Annotated in this window: 21 protein-coding genes; 4 read left to right on the plus strand and 17 right to left on the minus strand. The window is 49.7% G+C overall.

What is annotated here, in order from left to right:
• Positions 1–15: 15 nt before the first annotated feature.
• From BLQ36_RS00910 to BLQ36_RS00925, 4 genes are all read right to left on the minus strand, one after another.
• Positions 16–993 (minus strand): phenylacetate--CoA ligase family protein, encoded by a 978-nt coding sequence (locus BLQ36_RS00910; RefSeq protein ID WP_074513545.1) that lies wholly within the window; start codon positions 991–993, stop codon positions 16–18.
• A 33-nt stretch (positions 994–1026) separates the two neighbouring features.
• A complete protein-coding gene (locus BLQ36_RS00915; protein ID WP_074513546.1) occupies positions 1027–1815 on the minus strand; it encodes a CheR family methyltransferase in 789 nt (262 codons plus the stop codon).
• Between the two features lie 132 nt (positions 1816–1947).
• The gene (locus BLQ36_RS00920) at positions 1948–2391 is read right to left on the minus strand and encodes an Hsp20 family protein (protein WP_074513672.1); all 444 of its coding nucleotides are present in this window, start codon (positions 2389–2391) and stop codon (positions 1948–1950) included.
• A 149-nt stretch (positions 2392–2540) separates the two neighbouring features.
• Positions 2541–3758, minus strand: coding sequence for a PAS domain-containing protein (locus BLQ36_RS00925; protein WP_074513547.1), 1218 nt, complete (start codon positions 3756–3758; stop codon positions 2541–2543).
• Between the two features lie 232 nt (positions 3759–3990).
• Here BLQ36_RS00925 and BLQ36_RS00930 point away from each other — a divergent pair, with 232 nt between their 5' ends.
• Genes BLQ36_RS00930 through BLQ36_RS00940 form a run of 3 tightly spaced genes read left to right on the plus strand, consistent with a single transcriptional unit; the run spans position 3991 to position 6066 of the window.
• On the plus strand, positions 3991–4878 hold the full coding sequence (locus BLQ36_RS00930; RefSeq protein ID WP_074513548.1) for a LysR family transcriptional regulator: 888 nt from the start codon (positions 3991–3993) through the stop codon (positions 4876–4878).
• 18 nt (positions 4879–4896) lie between these two features.
• Positions 4897–5484 (plus strand): chromate transporter, encoded by a 588-nt coding sequence (locus tag BLQ36_RS00935; protein WP_074513549.1) that lies wholly within the window; start codon positions 4897–4899, stop codon positions 5482–5484.
• 12 nt (positions 5485–5496) lie between these two features.
• Positions 5497–6066, plus strand: coding sequence for a chromate transporter (locus BLQ36_RS00940; RefSeq protein WP_074513550.1), 570 nt, complete (start codon positions 5497–5499; stop codon positions 6064–6066).
• 40 nt (positions 6067–6106) lie between these two features.
• Here the strand turns inward: BLQ36_RS00940 and nagA are convergent, their stop codons facing one another.
• The 4 genes from nagA to BLQ36_RS00960 form a co-directional block, all read right to left on the minus strand.
• A complete protein-coding gene (gene nagA / locus BLQ36_RS00945; protein ID WP_074513551.1) occupies positions 6107–7261 on the minus strand; it encodes an N-acetylglucosamine-6-phosphate deacetylase in 1155 nt (384 codons plus the stop codon).
• A 2-nt stretch (positions 7262–7263) separates the two neighbouring features.
• Positions 7264–8505, minus strand: a complete 1242-nt coding sequence (locus BLQ36_RS00950; RefSeq protein ID WP_074513552.1) for a radical SAM protein — start codon at positions 8503–8505, stop codon at positions 7264–7266.
• Positions 8498–9121 (minus strand): aminoacyl-tRNA hydrolase, encoded by a 624-nt coding sequence (pth, locus tag BLQ36_RS00955; RefSeq protein WP_074513553.1) that lies wholly within the window; start codon positions 9119–9121, stop codon positions 8498–8500. Before pth ends, BLQ36_RS00950 begins: the two co-directional genes overlap by 8 nt.
• Before the next feature lie 148 nt (positions 9122–9269).
• Positions 9270–10103, minus strand: coding sequence for an undecaprenyl-diphosphate phosphatase (locus tag BLQ36_RS00960; RefSeq protein ID WP_074513554.1), 834 nt, complete (start codon positions 10101–10103; stop codon positions 9270–9272).
• Positions 10104–10314: 211 nt separating this feature from the next.
• Here BLQ36_RS00960 and trxA point away from each other — a divergent pair, with 211 nt between their 5' ends.
• Positions 10315–10647 carry a thioredoxin gene (gene trxA, locus BLQ36_RS00965; RefSeq protein ID WP_318260891.1) on the plus strand — a complete coding sequence of 111 codons (333 nt, stop codon included), beginning with the start codon at positions 10315–10317 and terminating at the stop codon, positions 10645–10647.
• 65 nt (positions 10648–10712) lie between these two features.
• Here trxA and BLQ36_RS00970 read toward each other — a convergent pair whose 3' ends face one another.
• The 9 genes from BLQ36_RS00970 to ispE form a co-directional block, all read right to left on the minus strand.
• Entirely contained in the window at positions 10713–11168 is a 456-nt protein-coding gene (locus tag BLQ36_RS00970) for a MarR family winged helix-turn-helix transcriptional regulator (protein WP_074513556.1), read from the minus strand.
• Positions 11169–11420: 252 nt separating this feature from the next.
• Positions 11421–12215: a TPM domain-containing protein gene (locus BLQ36_RS00975; RefSeq protein WP_074513557.1), complete on the minus strand. Its 795-nt coding sequence runs from the start codon at positions 12213–12215 to the stop codon at positions 11421–11423.
• A gap of 12 nt (positions 12216–12227) precedes the next feature.
• Positions 12228–13331: a hypothetical protein gene (locus BLQ36_RS00980; protein WP_074513558.1), complete on the minus strand. Its 1104-nt coding sequence runs from the start codon at positions 13329–13331 to the stop codon at positions 12228–12230.
• Between the two features lie 20 nt (positions 13332–13351).
• Complete coding sequence (locus BLQ36_RS00985; RefSeq protein ID WP_074513559.1) at positions 13352–14644, minus strand: SPFH domain-containing protein; 1293 nt, start codon at positions 14642–14644, stop codon at positions 13352–13354.
• Positions 14645–14770: 126 nt separating this feature from the next.
• Positions 14771–15442 (minus strand): Crp/Fnr family transcriptional regulator, encoded by a 672-nt coding sequence (locus BLQ36_RS00990; protein WP_074513673.1) that lies wholly within the window; start codon positions 15440–15442, stop codon positions 14771–14773.
• A 136-nt stretch (positions 15443–15578) separates the two neighbouring features.
• Positions 15579–16526 (minus strand): ribose-phosphate diphosphokinase, encoded by a 948-nt coding sequence (locus tag BLQ36_RS00995; RefSeq protein ID WP_074513560.1) that lies wholly within the window; start codon positions 16524–16526, stop codon positions 15579–15581.
• A gap of 138 nt (positions 16527–16664) precedes the next feature.
• Positions 16665–18032, minus strand: a complete 1368-nt coding sequence (gene glmU / locus BLQ36_RS01000) for a bifunctional UDP-N-acetylglucosamine diphosphorylase/glucosamine-1-phosphate N-acetyltransferase GlmU (RefSeq protein WP_074513561.1) — start codon at positions 18030–18032, stop codon at positions 16665–16667.
• Between the two features lie 30 nt (positions 18033–18062).
• The gene (locus tag BLQ36_RS01005) at positions 18063–18788 is read right to left on the minus strand and encodes a GntR family transcriptional regulator (protein WP_074513562.1); all 726 of its coding nucleotides are present in this window, start codon (positions 18786–18788) and stop codon (positions 18063–18065) included.
• Positions 18789–18820: 32 nt separating this feature from the next.
• Positions 18821–19687 carry a 4-(cytidine 5'-diphospho)-2-C-methyl-D-erythritol kinase gene (gene ispE, locus BLQ36_RS01010; protein ID WP_074513674.1) on the minus strand — a complete coding sequence of 289 codons (867 nt, stop codon included), beginning with the start codon at positions 19685–19687 and terminating at the stop codon, positions 18821–18823.
• Between the last annotated feature and the right edge of the window lie 85 nt (positions 19688–19772).

The following is a 19772-nucleotide window of genomic DNA, read 5'->3' on the forward strand; positions in this document are numbered from 1 at the left end:
TTTTCTTACGCAAAATCACATAAAGGAAAACGGCGTTGTCACCCGGCGAAGAGTACGGCCACAGCTGCAAGTATCTTCCTCCAGCATCACCGCCTGCCCCGTCCGATAGCGAATCAACGGCATAGCCTCCGCCATGAGATTGGTAAGTACCAATTCACCCATTTGATGCGGTTCTGTTACCACCTGATCACTGTTAAAGGTGACAATTTCCGGATAAAAGTAATCTTCCTGAATGTGATAACCATTATGGGCCTCACATTGAAAGATTGCAGCCGCCATACCAATTTCTGCGGGCTCATAAAGGTTGAAAACCTGCGCCTTGGTACGCTCTTGAATATGCCGCTGCATGGGATTCTGAACCCCCTGCACATTGCGGCAAATCACACGAGATAGCGGATAATCCGCAATGTTCTTGCCCGTAGCCTGCAACTGGATAATCAACTGCATGATAAGCTGTGGTGTACTCACCAAAGTATCCATGCCTACCGACTCCATCAGCCGGAGCCACTGCCGGTAGTCCGTTCCCATCGGGACGACCGCTGCCCCGATTATTTCCAATGCATACTGGACATCTAACAACCGGCTGTCCGACAAATCTCCCTGTAGCGCAACAATAGACGCATTGGTAATGCCAGCAGCCACCAAACAGCGGGTCATCATCTCCACATTATGCGCGACATCTCCATTGGTATAAAGTTTCGTAATCTCCCCGATCTCCTGTTGCATGACATTGAAGCGCAAAATTCCTGAAATTGGTATCGTCAGGATATCCATGGCCCCAATCTGGTAAAGCATGTTGCGCTCCAGGAAGGGGAATTTCGCAATATCCTCAAGGCTATGAAGATCCTCATGGGAGACGCCCTTTTTCTTGAATTGCTCCTGATAGAAAAGGCTCTTCTCCTCGGCCCACCTCAACTGTTTCTTCAATCGCTGAAGCTGGAGCTCGCGCATCCTATCCATATCTAATTGTTCAATCTGCTGATTTGCGTACATGTCTTGGCTCCGTTCAACGTTAATAATGACTTTTTACGTCAATGGTTTCTGGTAGAAGAACGGTTGGAAACTGGTATAGCCCAATTTGCGGAAGTTCAGGATTGCCTCCGTCGCACCGACAAACAAGATACCACCCGGTTTCAACGCTTTGAAGAAGTTCGCATAAAGCTGATCCTTTGCTTCCTCCGTAAAGTAAATGACAACATTGCGGCAAAGAATCAAGTCAAACCCCTCTTCGAATTTATCCTTCAAGAGGTTATGGCGTTTAAACTCAATGCAGTCTTTGATTTCCTGCTTTACCGCGTACTTATCGCCCTCTACCACATCAAAATATTTTGCCCGGCGCTGCGGCGTCATCGCCTTGAGCTCATTATCCGTATAAATCCCGCGTTTTGCCTTGGCAAGGATCTCAACATCCAAATCCGAAGCCAGGATGCGATGACGAACATTCGGGGTCATCTCTTTCATGATCATCGCCAAAGAATACGGCTCAGCACCGATAGAACAGCCAGCACTCCAGATATTGAGCTTCGAAGAACGCGTCAGGAGATCGGGAATAACATCCGTCTCCAGCTTGCCAAATTTCTCCGGTGTGCGGAAAAACTCCGACACGTTGATTGTCAGATACTCAATGAACGAAGCAAAATCGTCCTTATCCTTTGCAGCCTGGTCAAAGTATTCGCAATACGAATCCATCCCAGCTCTGGTAACCAGGTTGCCTATACGGCGCTTCATCTGCGGCTCTTTGTAGAGATCCAAATCGATCTCCGTCTTCATCTTAAGCTTCCGTTTAAATTCTTCCCAGTCTTTTTCATCCATCATGAGCAGCTCCCTCCCTATTTCCTATTCCATATTCCTGCATCGTAAAGTATACGTAACAATAATTCTATACTTTATAGTATTCACGATACACCACGAAATTCCTGCTAGGGACGGGCGGGGAACGAAAATAAATTAATCGATGTCAAACACCGTCCGGGACGTTTTCGCCTCTTCTTTCGGAAGTATGATATGAAGCACACCATTCTCATAGGAAACCGATACATCTTCTTTTTTGATTCCATCAATCAGGAACGTCCGCTCAAACTCCCCTGTGCGGCGTTCCCGGCAAAGGAATTTGACCTGCATGTCACCATCCTGCCGCTCGGCTCGGATCCGCAGGTAATGGTTGTCATCATAGGATACGTTTATTTGTTCTTTATAGAACCCGGGCAGCTCAGCAAAAAGCTCATAGGCCGCCTCTGTCGAAATCACATCCACGCGAAATGGCGATAAGGCGCTGCTGACTTTCCCCATCGGATTGAATGGCTGGTCTGCCATAAATTCCAAGGCTTTCTCCAATGCCTCACGGCCACGTTCAGCATTTTCTCGCAGGTTAAATGGTACTGTCCGGAACATAAAAATCGCCTCCATAATAGAACATTTCCTACTGTCAGTACTATTATAACGCTATTGTCCGAATTTTGTCGACAGACAAAATCTTTCCCAACAAAATTCTAAAAAATGTCTCCAGCACTAAGCCAGAGACATCCTATAGACATTATCCTTTATTTTCGCTGGGGAAACTTTGCCAAAACTTCGCTGCAATCCTGAACGACTTCCACTGTTCCCAGATAATTTCCCTCTTCCCCGTAAACTGCCATATACTTCACCAGTATGGGTCTCCCCATGATATAGCGGGCAACTACCAAGGATTCACGCTTCTTGGCCCGAAAATCTGCCAGTAAATTCTTGACCACTGGAACAATCTGCGGTGGATGACACTCAAAAACCAACCGCCCTAGCGCGGCTTTCGGCCGTGGGAAAACATTGCCTTCATTAATGAAGAAGCGCAACCTATCCTGCTCATCAATAAAGGTTATGTCCACCGGAAGCAAGGAAAACATTGCCCGCAACTGCTTTACAGTAAGTTCACCAGTCGGCAGCTGAACTTTCCCCGCCAAAATTTCCTGCTCTATCGTCTTCTGGAGTTCTGAATCTGCCCAAGCAGCGCCCGCATCCCATACCGGTGGCTCCTCAACAAACACGATCCCCATGTCCGGAAAATCCCGATAGATACGCATCCATTCTTCTGTGGTGAAATAGTTTAAGCAAAGCGGGAACAAAATACGCTCTTCTTTGGCAGCCATTCCTTGGACGCGCTTCATCAGCGCAGCAATCCGACCTTTATATAACAGAACGTTGTCTGCATCTTCCTTTATCGCCCGCGTCAGAGTTCCAAGCTCTTTCTTGATTTCATCATCTTCATTCCACATGACCTGTGAAGGGCCCGTAACACCATAATTGTACAAGATCGGCATCAGCAATTCTTCCTTTTTGGCATAGTGGTTACGGATAGCATTCAATGCCGTCATAGCCTCGATTACCACCGCGGTATCGATTGTTGCACCTACACACTGTCCTTCGATTATCGTCCGGATTTTTTCCATACCATCATTTTCTGCCCGCATCAAGGCGATTGGATGCCCCTCTTCCAACACCATGCCAGCTGCCGTTTCAATTTGTGCCGTTTTCAACTGACAGACTTCGTTGATATCATTCCCCACAGTTTCAAAACCATGTGCCGCCAGCAGCGCAATCACCTTTTCCATCGGAATATTGCGCACAGCTGCACCACGCGGCAATGTCATAATATTTCCCATTGCCTTCAATGCAGCGGGGTTCAAGATTTTCTCTAACCCAAGTTCTGCCAATATATCTATCAATTCGGGATAAGCCTTTACCAATTCTGCTACTGTCAGCTTCAAATCGATTCGCTTCATTATATCTCCTCATCTCTGCTGTTCTTACATTAATCCAAATTACCCCTTTATTATACGAACTGCTTCTACACCCGTCTGTTGCAACGGTTACATAGCTCTCTGCTAATTGTTTTTCTCTCCCCCTTGCAAATTTCCTTTCCAGGCATTATGATAGAAGCGGTTATTTAATATATTTAAAAAATATATACCGCCGGTTCAGTATATTATAAATATATAGAAAGGATATTTTACACCTATGGACTTAAAACAATTGAATTATTTCCTAACCGTTGTAAACGAGCAACAGATTACAGCGGCCGCCAAAAAACTTCATATGGCACAGCCACCGTTGTCCCAGCAAATGAAGCTTTTAGAAGAAGAACTCGGTACCCAGCTTTTCAAACGTGGACCTCATCGCATCGAACTCACCGATTCTGGCCGGCTATTAGCCCGCCGGGCCCAACAAATGCTGGACATGGCCGACTCCACCACCCGGGAAATCGCCGACCTTTGCCAAGGCCTTCGTGGCACTCTCTCCATCGGAACGATTTCTTCCTCGGGCAGCATCCTACTTAGCCAGGGACTACAGGACTTCCATAAAGAGTTCCGCGATGTCCATTTCGAAATTCACGACGCCAACACTTACCAGCTCATCGAATTATTGGAGCAGGGAATTATCGAAATCGGCATCGTCCGTACCCCCTTCAATGCCAGCCAATTCCACTGCGAATACCTTAACTCTGAGCCCATGGCCGTGGCAATGACCGGCCAATTTGACTGGTGTCCCAATAGAACGTCTATCCAGCTGGCGGAACTAGCGAAACGGCCGCTGATTGTCTATCGCCGCTTTAATCAGCTGCTTGCTGACGCCTTTACTGCCCAGAGCATCCAGCCGGAAATCTATTGCCGCAACGACGATGCCCGCACTACTGTGCTTTGGGCCAATGCAGGTCTTGGCATCGCGCTAGCGCCCTTATCAGCCATGAAGCTTGCCGCCCATGAAAATCTTCATATCAAAACCATCGAAGAGCCATCTCTCGAAACAAAAATTGCAGTCATCTGGCGCCGTGACACCTATCTATCCCATATCGGCCAAAAGTTTCTGACCGCCCTATGCGGAAAACCAATCCCTGACGCGAAATAACCAGCAGGAGGAATCATTATGTCTAACGAAGAATTGAAATCCATCGCCGCATCCTGTCCCAACTTCTATTGGAAACTGTTCCAATCGACGTTTTTAATCAGTGCCTTTACCGTAGGCGGCGGCTTTGTCATCATCCCGCTGTTGCGGGCCAAATACGTCGACGAGTATGGCTGGCTTAATGACAAAGACACGCTGAATCTCGTATCCATTGCCCAGTCCATGCCAGGCATCGTAGCCGTCAACGCTTCAATTATTCTTGGCTACCGCATGGCGGGGGTACGCGGCGCCCTGACGGCCCTGTCCGCCACCATCCTGCCCCCCCTCTTCACCCTCTCCCTTATCGCCTGCGCCTATGACTGGTTTGCTTCCAATCAATATGTACGCTACCTGCTAAAGGGCATGCAATGCGGCGCTACCGCACTGATTGTCAACGTTTCCATTGATCTGCTGCACAAACAGCTGAAGAAGAAACTGCTTCTTCCCCTGGCCATCATCGCCGGCACCTTCCTTGCCAATTTCTGCTTCGATGTCAACATCATGCTGCTGATTATCTTCGACGGCCTTTTGGGACTCCTGTTCCTGCGCAGCCGCGAGTACGGGAACTAAGGAGGTTTTATCATGATTTACTTGACTCTGTTTGGAGAATTTGCCAAAGTGGCCATCTTCTGTGTAGGCGGAGGTTATGCCTCCATGCCGCTGATTCAGTCTGCTGTCGTTGACACCTATCACTGGCTGACCCTGTCTGAATTTGTGGATATTTTCACCATTTCCCAGATGACGCCGGGACCAATCGGCATCAACGCTGCCACCTTTGCCGGCATGAAGATTGCCGGCATCCCCGGCGCTATTTCCGCCACCCTCGGCTTTTGCACTCCATCCTTTCTGCTCGGTATCCTGCTGGCAAAACTATTTTTCAAATACGGCGACATCGGGCCGATCCGTGGCATCCTGAACGGCCTTCGCCCGGCAGTAATCGCCCTGATTGCCGCAGCTGGCATAAGTTTTATCACCCTTGCCCTCTGGAACGAGGAAAAACTACCAGCTGACCTCTCCACCATCGACCCCATCGGCATTGCGATTCTGGCTGTCTCTCTCATGGCCGTCCGCCAAAAGGTCGGTGTTATAAAATTGTTGGCTGCCTCCGGCCTTGCCGGCCTCGTCCTCGGAATCGTAAAACAGCTCCTTTAAGCAAAGCGGCACAGACTAAAAGTCTGCGCCGCTTTTTCAATCAGCAGAACTGTTTTCCGCCGATAATCGTATGTTTTATATTCACTTCTTCATCGAAAATGACCAGGTCTGCCCGCTTGCCCGTCTCCAGCGAGCCAAGTTCTTCGTAAAGATTAAGCTCGACAGCCGGTGTCTTAGTTGCCATCTCAATAACCTTTGCCAGCGGAGCACCGGTGTTTTCCCAGAACAGCTTGATGCAGCGGTTCATAGTTGCCACACTGCCCGCAATCGTGCCGTCTTCCAGGGTTGCCAGTTCCCCCTTGACGAACACTTTCTGTCCCCCCAGCTCGGAGGGCCCGTCACCAACGCCACAGGCTCTTAACGAATCCGTAATCAAAACGATATTCTTGCCGCCTTTGGCATGATACAAAAGGCGCTGGGCCGCTGGATGAGAGTGGACATTGTCGGCAATGATTTCACAATTCGCCGTCGAGTCCAACGCCGCACCAACCACACCAGGATTGCGATGGTGGAACGGCGTCATGGCATTGTAAAGATGCGTGATATGATGAACGCCATGCTTTGTTACCGCCTCCATCACCGTCTCATAATCTGCAGCCGTATGCCCGATGGAAACCGTAATCCCGGCTTCCTCACAAAGCTCCACAAAACGGTAATCGGACAGCTCCTCTGGTGCCAGTGTTATGATGCGGACAACATCCTGCCAAGGCTCCACCAGTTCAAAATCAGCCGGGCGGATATTGCACTCAGCCTGAGCCCCTTTCTTGGCAGGGCTGATGAAGGGCCCTTCCATATGGGCCCCCAAGATTCTTGCCCCTGCTGGGGGCTGCTGCTGATAGTGACGGATATGGGCAAAGGCTTTTGCCACGTCGTCCCAGGCACAAGTCATCGTAGTGGGCAGGAACCCAGTGACACCGGTCTTAGCCTGCAAGCGGCTCATGCGCGGCAATGCCATTTCCTCATCATCCATGGTGTCCATGCCGTCACAGCCGTGAATATGCACATTGAGGAACCCCGGCGAAACATAGCCGCCTTTGGCGTCAATCGTTTTCTCAATCGCCATAGCTGCCGCTTCGCTTTCAGAAACGATCCCCTTGATTCGCTCGCCTTCGCAGAGAACCACCTTTCCCGTCTGTATTGTAAAATCACCCTGCTCATCCGGCAGAATGCATTTGCCATTGATTATTGCCAGCATCTTCAATCCTCCACATAATGACTAAAACTACCGATGACCAGCTGCGGAAATTCTTTATGCAAGGTCTCGATAAAAGTTCGGGTTCCCACCGCTTTCCCCTGCGGTTCCGGCATGATATCCAGGAACGCATCAGGATCGATATTGAGGTTGCGCACCTGAATCATCTGCACCGGTAGCTCGCGGAAGAATTCCTGCCAAGCCGCCAATTCTTCCTCCCGGTCATTGAATCCCGGGAAGTAAAGGAGATTCAGCGAGACATAGACACCGTGGTCCAAGGCATAGCGAATCGACTCTTTGACATTTTCCAGATGATAGCTGGCCCGATAATAGGCATCATAGCCCTCATCCCGGGCACTGATAATCGAAACCCGCAGGGAATCCAGCCCCGCATCGACGATTTTCTTGACGCCTTCCGTCCAGCCCACATTGGAGTTCATATTAATCTGACCCTTATCGGTCTTTTCGCGAATCAGCTTAATGCCAGCCGCAATATTATCAGCAGCCAGTGAAGGCTCGCCTTCGCAGCCCTGGCCAAAACTGATGATGCCATCCGGTGCCACCGAAAGATGATAAACACCTACTTCGGCAATTTCCTCCGGCGTCGGACGGAATTTGATGCGCTCCTGAGGTGACGGGCAGCACTCAGCAGGCTGCAGGGAAATGCAGCCAAAGCAGTTGGCATTGCAAACCGGCGAAGTCGGAATCCCGCACTCCCAGCGGCGGTAAAAGAGATTCTGGGCCGTACAGCAGTGCCACTTGAGGCTGCAGCCTCCCACCTGCTCCACAATGCGGTTTCCCGGCAAGTCCTTCTTGGTACGTTTGACCAGATTCTTCAAGTCCTTCGTATTGTAGTGAACCGGGTCCCATTTATGATTTTCATCGGTATAGACCGCCGCACAATAGAGTTCGTCCTTGTAGACGACAACCGCCGTGTACCCGTATAAGGGCAGTCGCTGGGCCTCCTCAGCCCGCTCATAGGCTGGCAGATAAAGTCGAGTATAGCCTGCTGGCAGAATGGCGGCTACCGCCAGTCCGCTTATTGGCATGACTTCGCCATCCTCCGCACAGCCCACCGCCAAATGGTCCGGTAACAGCATGAGGTCCGCACTCTCCGGCAGCGGTATCAAATCTTCCGGTTTCAGCAGGATGTTCTCACGCCCCGTGCGGCCCATTCCCTGCATCCCCGGCGCATCCAAAATATTGCCGTCTTCATCAGCATAGACAGCGGTAATCCTTTCACCCATTGACTGCTTCTCCCTCCTGTACCTCTTCTGGCTTGACTTTCTTCTTTTTGGCCTTCTTCGGATTATACTGATTCATGGCCTTATCCACATCATCCGTTACCATGCATTCCACCGCCGGAACCAAATATTTGATGGCCTCGTCAATTTTCGGCACATCCTCCGGCACAAAGGGTGCCAGCACATGATTGACTACCGTCCAGCCTGGCATCGGCCTGCCAATGCCGATACGCACCCGGGCAAAATGCTCATCCCCCACGTGGGCCAGCACCGACTTGATTCCGTTATGACCACCAGCACTGCCCTTCTTGCGAATGCGGATTGTTCCCGCTGGAATATCCATATCATCATGGACCACGATGAGGTCCTCTACCTCGAGTTTGTAGAAATTCATCAGCGGCCCCACCGCCTGACCACTCTCATTCATATAGGTCTGGGGCTTCACCAGCAAAACTTTCTCCGCGCCAATACGAGCTTCACCAATCTTTGCATCGAACTTATCCTTCCAATCCGTAACGCCCAATTTTTTTGCTAAAGCATCCACAAACATAAAGCCAACATTGTGCTTTGTCTTTTCATATTCACTGCCGGGATTTCCCAGACCAGCAATTATTTTCATTGTCGTATTCACTCCATTTCAAAACTGTATTCCTTATTATAACGCTATCATTCCCATTTTGCCAAAGGCAAATCTTCCCCCAGCCTCCAATAAACGAAAACGAGAATCCCATTTTGAGCACCGGCTCCAAAATGAGACTCTCGTTTTATCAGTTATTCGCTGTTGGATCGCCAACCATCAACAGATATGCGACAACCACAATACCGAGGACAATACGGTACCAGCCAAAAACCTTAAAGTCATTGGTCTTAATATAGTCCATCAGGAATTTGATGGAGATGATCGAAACGATAAATGCCGTGACCATTCCTACCAGCAGAATCACCAATTCCGAACCACTAAAGTCCAAGCCGAACTTCACGATTTTCAGCAGACTGGCGCCAAACATAACTGGAATCGCTAAGAAAAACGTAAACTCTGCAGCCACATAACGGCTTGTCCCAAAGATGATACCACCAAGAATCGTGGAACCAGAACGGCTCGTACCCGGAATCAACGACAGCACCTGGAACATGCCGATGATAAAGGCGGTCTTGTAATCGAGCCGCGCCAAATCGCTGACGCGAGGCCGGCGATGCTTGTTATAATTCTCAACCAAGATGAACATGATACCATAGAAAATAAGTGTTGCCGCTACCACCGGCGCCGTCATGAAATGCTTTTCCATGTAATCATTGAACAAGAGTCCGATAACAGCCGCCGGAACACAGGCAAAAATAACCTTTTTCCAAAGACTGAAGGTATCCTTCTTCTCTCGTCTCGTCTTCCACGAGGACCAGGGATTGAGTTTTTCGAAATTAAGAGCTACGACCGCCAAAATGGCCCCCAACTGGATAACCACCAGGAACATATCCATAAACGCTTGGCTAACATCCAATTGAATGAACTCATCCACCAGAATCATATGCCCCGTACTTGATACCGGCAGCCATTCCGTCAAGCCTTCAACCACCCCGAGAATGATGGTCTTTAACAAATCCATTATGCTCAAATCCACTGTAATGCGTCCTCCTAAACATATCCTGTGCTAAAATTTCAAAGCAAGTCCCATTATAGCACAGCCAGGAAAACTTGTGCATGACTTTCTGCTGAAATCTCCATACTTTTATCCTCTGCCTGCCATTTGTGTGAGCCAATCACGGAAGCCGACCTATCGGAATGCTATAATCAAGACAACGAAAAGTCCTAATATAATACGAACTACAAGGAGGTCAACCATGGATACCATTACCATTACCAAAGATAATTTTCAAACCGAAGTTCTTAAGACAAAGGGCACTGTACTGATTGATTTCTGGGCCAGCTGGTGCGGTCCCTGCCGCATGCTCTCCCCGATTGTTGACCAAGTTGCCGAAGAACATCCCGACGTTAAAGTCGGCAAAATAAACGTAGACGAAGAGCCAGAACTGGCATCCCAGTTCGATGTCATGAGCATCCCGATGCTTGTCGTCTTCAAGGACGGACAAAAAGTAAACGAATCTATCGGCCTGGTTCCCAAAGAAAAAATTGTCGAACTGATTCAGTAACAGATATTTCCCATAAAAAAGCGGCGTCTGCACCTTCTCTAAGTGCAGACGCCGCTTTTTTGCGTTCACGCCAACGTATGAATAATCTGATACAGCTGTTCCTTTAACTTTTCAACCTCGTCACTAGAGAACAACTCCCCATTTTGATTCACCAGACATCCCATCTGATAAGGAACCTTTTCGGCTTCGCTCCGAAGGGCTTTTCCCTTCTCGGTAATCGATACCATCAGCACACGCTCATCCTGAGGATTCCGATATCGTTTCAGATATCCCATGGCCTCCAGTTTTTTCAGTACCGGAGTCAGGGTTCCCGAATCCAGATAAAGCCGTTTTCCCAAGTCACGCATTACTACTTCCTGCTCCTCCCACAATACCATCATAGTGATGTACTGGGCATAGGTAAGTCCAAGTTCCTTCAAGAACGGATTATACGCTGCCACAATCTTTCTGGCACATGCATACACAGGAAAGCACAGCTGATTTTCTAAAAGCAGCGGGTCAAACTTCTTCTTGTCACTCATTTCTTGCACCTCAATGTTACCGATAAATCTTTCTAACTCCCATTCTACCATCATCCCGCTAGTAAATCAAACAGATTTTTTTAAATTGCATTTTGTACAATAGAATATTTTTAATCTATCAGCTATAACGACACTGGCCTCGTTTCCTGATACTTGCAAAAAAACATTGTAAATTCCTCCAATAATTACAAACACTTCAAAACATAAAAATACGCATTACCATCAATCCGTTATTGTGGTAATGCGTATTTCTTAAAACTTTCCACCGCCTCCGCCGCAACTGCTGCTGCCGGAGGAAGAACTTTCCCGACTCTTGGATTTTTTTACCCGCGTCACGTTCATATAGAGAAAAGTGTCTTTGCAGTCGGTGAGATGGATGCTGTCTTTCTTCAGATAATCGTCTGCCGACTCAGCTGGCTGCACGTTGTTGAGCTGGCTAACGAGAATGCCCCAAGTCAGCGCGGCGATAAGCCCTGCCAAACAAATGGCGATAATCAACGAAAGCAAGCTGAATTCCACCATGGGATCATAGGGTTCCCCCTCTACCTCATAATAGGTTAACATTTCATCGGTTGTATCCACATACGCCATAAAGGCATCGGCATAATTGCCATCTTTCAAATCCGGCAGGAACTGATCTGTCAAATGAGGAAAACCCTCCTCATCGGTTATCATTTTTCGCATGCGGCTGTCCGTCGACACATACCAGTCGCGGGACTCCATCGCCAGCAGCAGTACCATGCCGCCGTGAGTGCCGTCCTGGTAATCCCGCAGCACAATCTCATCGGCCGCCGCTTTGGGCTCTTTCCCTTGCAGGGATTTCATAGTCACTATGCCAATGCGGACGCCGTGTTCCTGCTCAACTTTTTGTATCCGTTTCTGCAAATCATCTTTCTGCTGTTTGCTAAGCAGTCCGGCTTGATCGACAACACTCGGTACCGATTCTGCACTTGGAACATTAGCAAAACTTTTCGCCGCAAAAGCCGTCAATCCGATAAATATTACCAATAATAGCGCTGTTAAAAGCGGTAGTTTCTTTCTAATCATTTCTCCCCCTCCTTACACTACGATATATTTCGCAAGATAATAGAGTAAGGGCAGAGTAATCAGGAATACTATCGCCGGATACAGGAACTCCTTGGTTCCATCAGCTGGCAAGCTTCCTACCATCTTGCCAGTCTGGCCATTCATCATAAAGGTATAAGGCTGGTCCTTATAGCGGGTGGTCAATATCCACACGGGTACCATGCCATAGGAGACCTCACTCTTCTCCTTGACAATGGCCGAATCCTGAAGATTCACCGATTCATAGCCTTTAACGCTTTCTTCCAGGACCGCAAGAACACTATGTTCAACACGTTTATCGGCCCGTGGTGCCGAAGTTTCGGCATCTTCATCGTAGCGATCTGCCAGGTAACCTGTCAGATACGCCGTGCTGAAGGGTACCAAATCCCGATAATCAAAGGGTTCGATGCTCTCCATATAATCGTTATCCATCTTTTGGCTTCCATCCACGGGAATGCGATGAAAGGCCATGCGGCCGCCACGTTCACAGGCGAAATGCGATGTCTCCGTGACCGTTTCATCTCCATCGTCATAAACCACCGACTTGGTGGCCCGGAAATTTGCATGGGCCGAAACCGCCGAATCAAACAGCCAAAATGGCACATACATCGGTTGGATGGATTCCACGCGGTTGTTGGCAGTAAAGGCTGAGGGCAGCAGGATTTTCCCCTTGTAAAATTCCTTCAGCGCAGCCACCGCATCTTCCTTAGTCTTTTTAAAGGGAATGATGTAGTCCGGCTTCAGCATCCCGGCAAAATTCTTGGGAATCATAGTGGGATTGCCGCAATAACAGCACTCCGTAGCCATGGTGTTATTATCCGTAACCACTTCCGCCCCGCAGGAAGAACAGATACATACGTGCAGGGCCGCCGCCTCATCTGCTGACCATTTTGAGCCAGCCTGTTCGGTGGCCCACTTTGTCTGCTTGGCTTCCGCCTCCTTGGCCACCCGTTTCTCCTGACTTTGGAATAATTCCTCGATGGTCTTTACCGCAAATTCGTTACCGCAATACTCGCAGGTCACCTGCTCATGACCAGGAAGGAAAGTAAGCGGTGCACTGCAATTGGGACATTTGTAACTTACCGAGCTCTCTGCCATCGGCATTTCCCCCTCTCCGATTACGGGCGCGGCTTACCACAGTTCGAGCAGAACTTGCCATCATTTACCGCACCACAGGCACAAGTCCAGGGGCCAGCGGGTCTTGGTGCCCCGCATTCCGAACAGAACTTGCCCGTATTGCCCTTATGTCCGCAGCTGCAATCCCAGCCAGCTGCCGGTTCCGGTTTCTGTTTACCACATTCCGAGCAGAACTTGCCCTCGTTTACGGCACCGCAGACACAAGTCCACTTCGCCGCAGCTGGCGGCTGATTAGCGGTGGCAGAGTTTCCTGCGGCCGGTGCATTTCCCATGGCATACAGACTCCCCGCATTCATGCCCCCAGCCTGTCCTGCCATATTCATCCCCATAAAGCCAAGGGCGGCTCCCATGCCGCCTTCGTTAGCAGCAGCCAGCTGCATGGCATCCGCCTGAGCTCCCACTAACTGGGCGGCGGCCATATTCGGATTCCGGAAGGCCGCATTGCGCTGAATCTCCTTGATGAGCTGCTGGTCTTCATCACTGGCGCTGACGTTGCTGACACCAAAGGATATCACATCAATGCCGCGAAGTTCTCCCCACTTGGTGCTCAATACATCGTTTAAGGCATCGGCAATTTCCTGGGTATGTCCCGGCAGAGCACTGTAGCGGATTCCCATGGCCGAAATCTTGGCAAAAGCCGGCTGCAGTGCCGTCATGAGTTCCGTTTTCAGCTGTCCATCAATTTCGCTGCGGTCATAGCGTTCCTCGATGTTCCCGCAAACATTCGAATAGAAAAGAATCGGATTGGTGAGCCGATAACTGTATTCCCCAAAGCACCGGATGGAGATATCCACATCCAGACCAATATTCTGGTCAACCACCCGGAAGGGAATCGGGCTTGGGGTACCGTATTTATTCCCCATGATTTCCTTGGTATTGATATAGTAAACCCGCTGGTCCTTACCCGTATCGCCGCCATAGGTAAAGCGCTTTCCAATCCGCGCAAAGACCGCCTTGATATCCTCCCGCAAATTGCCACCGAAGACGGATGGCTCTGTTGACCTGTCATAAATGTATTCGCCGGGCTCTGCGCAGATATCCACCACTTTGCCCTGCTCGACGATGAGCATGCACTGCCCCTCGTTGACGGCAATGGCTGAACCATTGGAAATGATATTGTCTTCCCCGCTGGTATTCGAGCTACGCCCGCTGGTTCGCTTCTGCCCCTTGGCGGCCAGCGTATCCGTCGTCAAACTGTCACAATAAAAAAATTCCTTCCACTGGTCAGCTAAAACGCCGCCAACCGCACCAGCAGCTGCCTTGATAAGTCCCATGATAATATCCTCCCATTTATTGGATGTTTCTTCGTTATCCTAAAACTATACAGCCATCATACAACGCGATAATAAAAAAACGCTGAGAAACCATCTTTCCATTGGTTCTCAACGTTTATTTCGCTCTTAACCTGCTAATTCCTTCAAGGCATCGTAATCCGTCAGGGAAATGCATCCCCGGGATGTCTTTACCCAGCCTTCCTGGCTGAAATACTTCACCAGCCGGCTGACCACTTCCCGGGCTGTTCCCATAAAGCGGGCAATCTCCTCATGGGTCATATGGATTTCCCGGCTATTCTTCTTGTTGCTTTCCTCCAACAGGAAAATTGCCAGCCGCCGGTCCGCCGACAAGAACAAAACCTGCTGCATCTTCCAGAGCATCTCCGACAGGCGGTTCGACGCCATTTCGTAGCCATAGCAGCGCACGTAGATATTCTCGTCAGCCAGCTTGCGAAAGGCCACGGCATCCGTCAGCAATACTTCCGTATCCTCAGCGGCATCGATATAGACATCAAAGGTCACCGCATCGAATACACAGGATGCCGATAAAATTCCCACATCATTGGGAAACAGGCGGTAAAGGGTTACTTCCCGTCCATCCTCAGACATCGTATATACCCGAAGCTGACCATGCTTTACCAGCAATACTCCGATACAATCCAACGGCCCCTGATGGACCTGGGTACCCTTTTTATAATGAACGATACGGCTATGTGCATTGATAATTTCTTTTTCCTGCGTTGACAGATGAGGCCAAAAACTAAAGTGTTCAATAAAAAGATCCGTAGCTGTCTGCACTTTTTCCAAAACAATTCCTCCTCTTCCAAACTCCTTGTTTTTATTATACCTCATCCCCCTTTTCTTTTCTGTAACTTATGCACAAAAACAGCCTGCTCCCGAAGGAGCAGGCTGCTGCTATTGCCTATTTCGTCAATTAGCGGAACAACTGGCTGACCGAACGATGGCTCTGGATGCGCATGATAACATCGCCAAGAGCATCAGCCAGGGACAGCGAAACGATTTTTTCGGATTTTTTCTCCGGCGGTACCGGAATCGTGTTGGTGATAACGAGCTTCTCGATCGGAGACTCATTGATGCGGGAAACTGCCGGATCACTGAGGATTGCATGGGAGCAGGAAGCGAAGATACGTTTTGCCCCGCGTTTCTCCAGCGCCTTAGCGCCCTCGCAGAGAGAACCAGCCGTATCAACGATATCGTCGATGATGATGGCCGTCTTGCCTTCCACATCACCGATGAGGTTCATGACTTCCGCGCAGCCCGGTTTCGGACGGCGTTTCTCGATGATGGCAATCGGTGCATGGAGGTGATCTGCCAAGATGCGAGCACGAGTAACACCACCGAGATCCGGCGATACGACGACAACATCCTCAAGTTTCTGCTCACGGAAATAGTTGGCAATAACCGGAGCTGCAGCCAGATGATCAACCGGGATATCGAAGAAGCCCTGGATCTGACCAGCATGGAGGTCAACGGTAACGACGCGGGTAACACCTGCCGTAACCATGAGATTTGCAACGAGCTTAGCCGAAATCGGCTCACGGCCGCGGGTCTTGCGATCCTGGCGTGCATAAGCATAATACGGTACTACTGCCGTAACGCTATGCGCGGAAGCACGTTTGCAAGCATCTGCCATAATCAGAAGTTCCATCAGGTTGTCATTGACCGGATAAGAAGTCGGCTGAATGATGAAAATGTCCTTGCCACGAATGCTTTCGCTAATCATGACCTGCGTCTCACCGTTGTTGAAATGACCGACATATGCATCGCAGAGATTGACGCCGATATGATCAGCGATTTCTTTTGCCAGTTCCGGATTTGCGTTACCGGTAAGGATGCATAAGTTTCCAGTGTCTAAAGCCATTTTGTAAAAATCCTCCAAATCGTTCTACTAGTAGTTTCTTCTCCTGAGTGAGCAAAGTCACCCTTTATACAACAGTATAGCACTGTTTGTACCAAAATAACATAAAGCTTTACTTTGTTTTTAAAAAATTATTAAGAATTAACGATCGCGTTTATCGACCCATCCCTCGATATTCTTCTGGCGAGCGCGGGCAATTGCCAGCGTATTGCTTGGAACCGTCTTGGTGATCGTGGAGCCTGCCCCTACATAGGCACCATCTTCCACCTCAACCGGTGCGACGAGGTTCGAGTTGCAACCGATGAATGCATCGTTGCCGATTTTCGTGCGGAATTTCGTCTTGCCATCGTAATTGACCGTAATGGTACCGCAGCCCATGTTGCAACCCGAACCCATATCGGTATCGCCAATATAGGAAAGATGCGGCAGTTTGGAGCCTTTGCCAACGGTGGAATTCTTGACTTCGACGAAGTTGCCGATTTTGACGCCTTCAGCCAGATGCGTATCCGGACGAATATGGGTGAACTGGCCCAAAATAACCCCGTCTTCCAATTCGCAGTCATGAGCATAGGTGAACTGGCCCGTCACATGGTTGCCTGCCTTGACATTCTGGAAGCGGATGCTCGGTCCGATTTCGCATTCCTCACCGATTACCGTATTGCCCTCAAGCCAAGTCATCGGATAGATCACCGTATCGCGGCCAACTTTGACATCTGCATCCACATAGGTCGTATCCGGATCCATAAGCGTTACACCCTCGGCCATGAGTTCCTCGTTCTTGCGGCGGCGCAGGATTTTCTCGGCACCGGCCAGCTGCTGGCGGGAATTGATGCCCAGCGTGGACTCGTAATCGTCCGCAGCTACTGCCCAGATCTTTTCCCCCTGTTTCTGCAGGATTTCCAAAACATCTGGCAGATAATATTCGCCCTGCGCGTTATCGTTGGTAACTTTCTTCAGAGACTCAAACAGTGCCTTGGCATCAAAGCAATAGATACCAGAGTTAACCTCTTTTACCTGACGCTCTTCTTCCGTGGCATCTTTGTGCTCTACAATCTTCTGGACCGAACCATCAGCCGTGCGGATGATGCGTCCATAGCCCGTAGCATCCGGCATGATTGCCGTCAGCACCGTAGCCTTTGCCTCAGCCTCAACATGGGAATCGAAGAGTTTCTTCAAGAGTTCGCCCGTCAGCAGCGGCGTATCGCCGCAGAGAACCATGACTGTTCCCGTCTCATCTTTCAGCAGGTCAGCCGTCTGCATAACGGCATGGCCCGTCCCCAGCTGCTCTTTCTGCTGGGCGAATTCAGCCTGGTCACCGATGGCCTCGCGAACCATATCGCCACCGAACCCCGTTACCACGATGTTGCGCTTAGCACCAGCAGCTTTTGCCGCATCAATGACATGCTGTACCATGGATTTGCCAGCAGCCTTGTGCAGGACCTTCGGCAATTTGGATTTCATACGGGTACCTTTACCGGCAGCCAGAATAACTGTTACTAAATCAGACATGCTTACAATACTCCTTTATGCGTCTGAGGTTTACGCCTCAGCTTTTTTCTTTTTCGATTTGGCTTTGGACTCATTCTTCTTTTTCATGGCCTCCATTGCCTGAAGAAGGGTCTTTTCGGAATTTTCCATGTGCCGTTCCGCCGCCTTGCTGGCAGCCTTGCGGTCTCCCTGAGCGATTGCTTCCACAATCAGACGATGCTCCTCTAACGTCGCTTCCAAACGTCCCGGATAGGACATGGACAAGGTACGGAAGCGAGTCAGCTGGTCGCGCAGGTTGGAGATAATCCCCACCAAACGGTTATTGCGGGCCGCATGGTACATGGTGTCATGGAACTCAATATCCGTCTCGACAATCTTTTCCATGTTACCTTCCTTGATATAGCCGCCAATCATGACCAACAAGCGCTGCAAATGCTCCAGCTCTTCATCGGTGATATGGTCTGCAGCCAGCCCATTGGAAAGGGATTCCAAGGCCGTACGAATTTCAAAGATTTCATTGATATCACGGATAGACATGTTAGCCACATAGGTACCGCGGCGCGGCATCATGACTACATAGCCCTCCAATTCCAGCTTGCGGATAGCCTCACGCACCGGCGTACGGCTTACCCCTAATTCCTCGGCGAGCTGTATCTCCATGATGCGCTCACCAGGTTTCAAAATCCCCGTGCGAATTGCCTCACGCAGGGATTCACATACAACCTCTCGCAGCGGCTGATAGCTGTCAAGCTTAATGGGAGCTAATCTGTTGTCCATTTACGATTCCCTCAATTCTGGTTTTGATACTGTTAGGATTTTTTCGTCATACCCACCGTGCGCGTTACAAATACGCTGGCGTCGGTATTTTCCCGCAGGAATGCGGCTATTTTCTCAGCTGATGCCTTGCTTTCCGCCAAGCAAAAGACGGTGGGGCCACTGCCGGACATCATGCTGGCCAGTGCTCCCTGTTCCATCATCATCTGCTTGTATTCAGAAATTACATCATACTTATTAATAGTAACACTTTCCAGCACATTGCACAACAATCCGGCTATGGCTTTTCGGTCGCCACGGGCAATTTCCTGCTGGATTTGCTCGTTGTCCGGATGCTTCTCCGCACCCTTCTCATCGTAATTCGTGTAGGCCCATGCCGTCGAAACCGAAATACGCGGTTTTGCCAGCACCACCCAGGTATCCGGCATATCCGGCAGGCGCGTGAGCACCTCACCTCGGCCAGTGGACAACATGGTCCCTCCCATCAGGCAGAAGGGAATGTCCGAACCGAGACGAGCCCCTAACTGGCAAAGGGTTTCATCAGAAAGATTCAATTCATAGAGTGCGTTCATGCCGCGCAATACAGCCGCCGCATCGGTACTTCCGCCAGCCAATCCAGCAGCCACGGGAATCCGTTTGGTCAGCTTCATGGCCACGCCGCCTTCCAGGCCGTACTCCTTTTTTATGAGTTTTGCTGCCCGCCAGGCCAGATTTTTTTCATCTGCCCGCAGCCAGGGGACGTTAATCGACAGGGTAATTTCTCCCGCTGTCTTTTCCATCGCTATCGTGTCATGGAGGGAAATTGCCTGCATGACCATGGCTACCTCATGATAACCATCCGGACGTTTGCCGAGGATATCGAGGGTCAGGTTGATTTTCGCATTTCCATCAACTTGAATCACCATAGACACATCCTTTCGAAATCTTTATCTATACTAGGATAGCAATATTTCCCCATGGGTTCAAGTGTTTCCATGGATTCTGTTG

It is taken from the genome of Selenomonas sp. WCT3 (assembly GCA_900100835.1).
Taxonomy (GTDB): Bacteria; Bacillota; Negativicutes; order Selenomonadales; family Selenomonadaceae; genus Selenomonas_A; species Selenomonas_A ruminantium_E.

Coding starts and splice junctions, on each gene's coding strand:
- glmU (WP_074513561.1), bottom strand. CDS start 18,032: ATGTCTGATTTAGTAACAGTTATTCTGGCTGCCGGTAAAGGTACCCGT.
- BLQ36_RS00960 (WP_074513554.1), bottom strand. CDS start 10,103: ATGGATTTGTTAAAGACCATCATTCTCGGGGTGGTTGAAGGCTTGACG.
- BLQ36_RS00915 (WP_074513546.1), bottom strand. CDS start 1,815: ATGATGGATGAAAAAGACTGGGAAGAATTTAAACGGAAGCTTAAGATG.
- BLQ36_RS00985 (WP_074513559.1), bottom strand. CDS start 14,644: ATGGGACTTATCAAGGCAGCTGCTGGTGCGGTTGGCGGCGTTTTAGCT.
- BLQ36_RS00910 (WP_074513545.1), bottom strand. CDS start 993: ATGTACGCAAATCAGCAGATTGAACAATTAGATATGGATAGGATGCGC.
- BLQ36_RS00950 (WP_074513552.1), bottom strand. CDS start 8,505: ATGGGTGAAAGGATTACCGCTGTCTATGCTGATGAAGACGGCAATATT.
- BLQ36_RS00930 (WP_074513548.1), top strand. CDS start 3,991: ATGGACTTAAAACAATTGAATTATTTCCTAACCGTTGTAAACGAGCAA.
- BLQ36_RS00935 (WP_074513549.1), top strand. CDS start 4,897: ATGTCTAACGAAGAATTGAAATCCATCGCCGCATCCTGTCCCAACTTC.
- BLQ36_RS00940 (WP_074513550.1), top strand. CDS start 5,497: ATGATTTACTTGACTCTGTTTGGAGAATTTGCCAAAGTGGCCATCTTC.
- BLQ36_RS01005 (WP_074513562.1), bottom strand. CDS start 18,788: ATGGACAACAGATTAGCTCCCATTAAGCTTGACAGCTATCAGCCGCTG.
- BLQ36_RS00995 (WP_074513560.1), bottom strand. CDS start 16,526: ATGGCTTTAGACACTGGAAACTTATGCATCCTTACCGGTAACGCAAAT.
- nagA (WP_074513551.1), bottom strand. CDS start 7,261: ATGCTGGCAATAATCAATGGCAAATGCATTCTGCCGGATGAGCAGGGT.
- BLQ36_RS00975 (WP_074513557.1), bottom strand. CDS start 12,215: ATGATTAGAAAGAAACTACCGCTTTTAACAGCGCTATTATTGGTAATA.
- BLQ36_RS00970 (WP_074513556.1), bottom strand. CDS start 11,168: ATGAGTGACAAGAAGAAGTTTGACCCGCTGCTTTTAGAAAATCAGCTG.
- pth (WP_074513553.1), bottom strand. CDS start 9,121: ATGAAAATAATTGCTGGTCTGGGAAATCCCGGCAGTGAATATGAAAAG.
- BLQ36_RS00920 (WP_074513672.1), bottom strand. CDS start 2,391: ATGTTCCGGACAGTACCATTTAACCTGCGAGAAAATGCTGAACGTGGC.
- BLQ36_RS00980 (WP_074513558.1), bottom strand. CDS start 13,331: ATGGCAGAGAGCTCGGTAAGTTACAAATGTCCCAATTGCAGTGCACCG.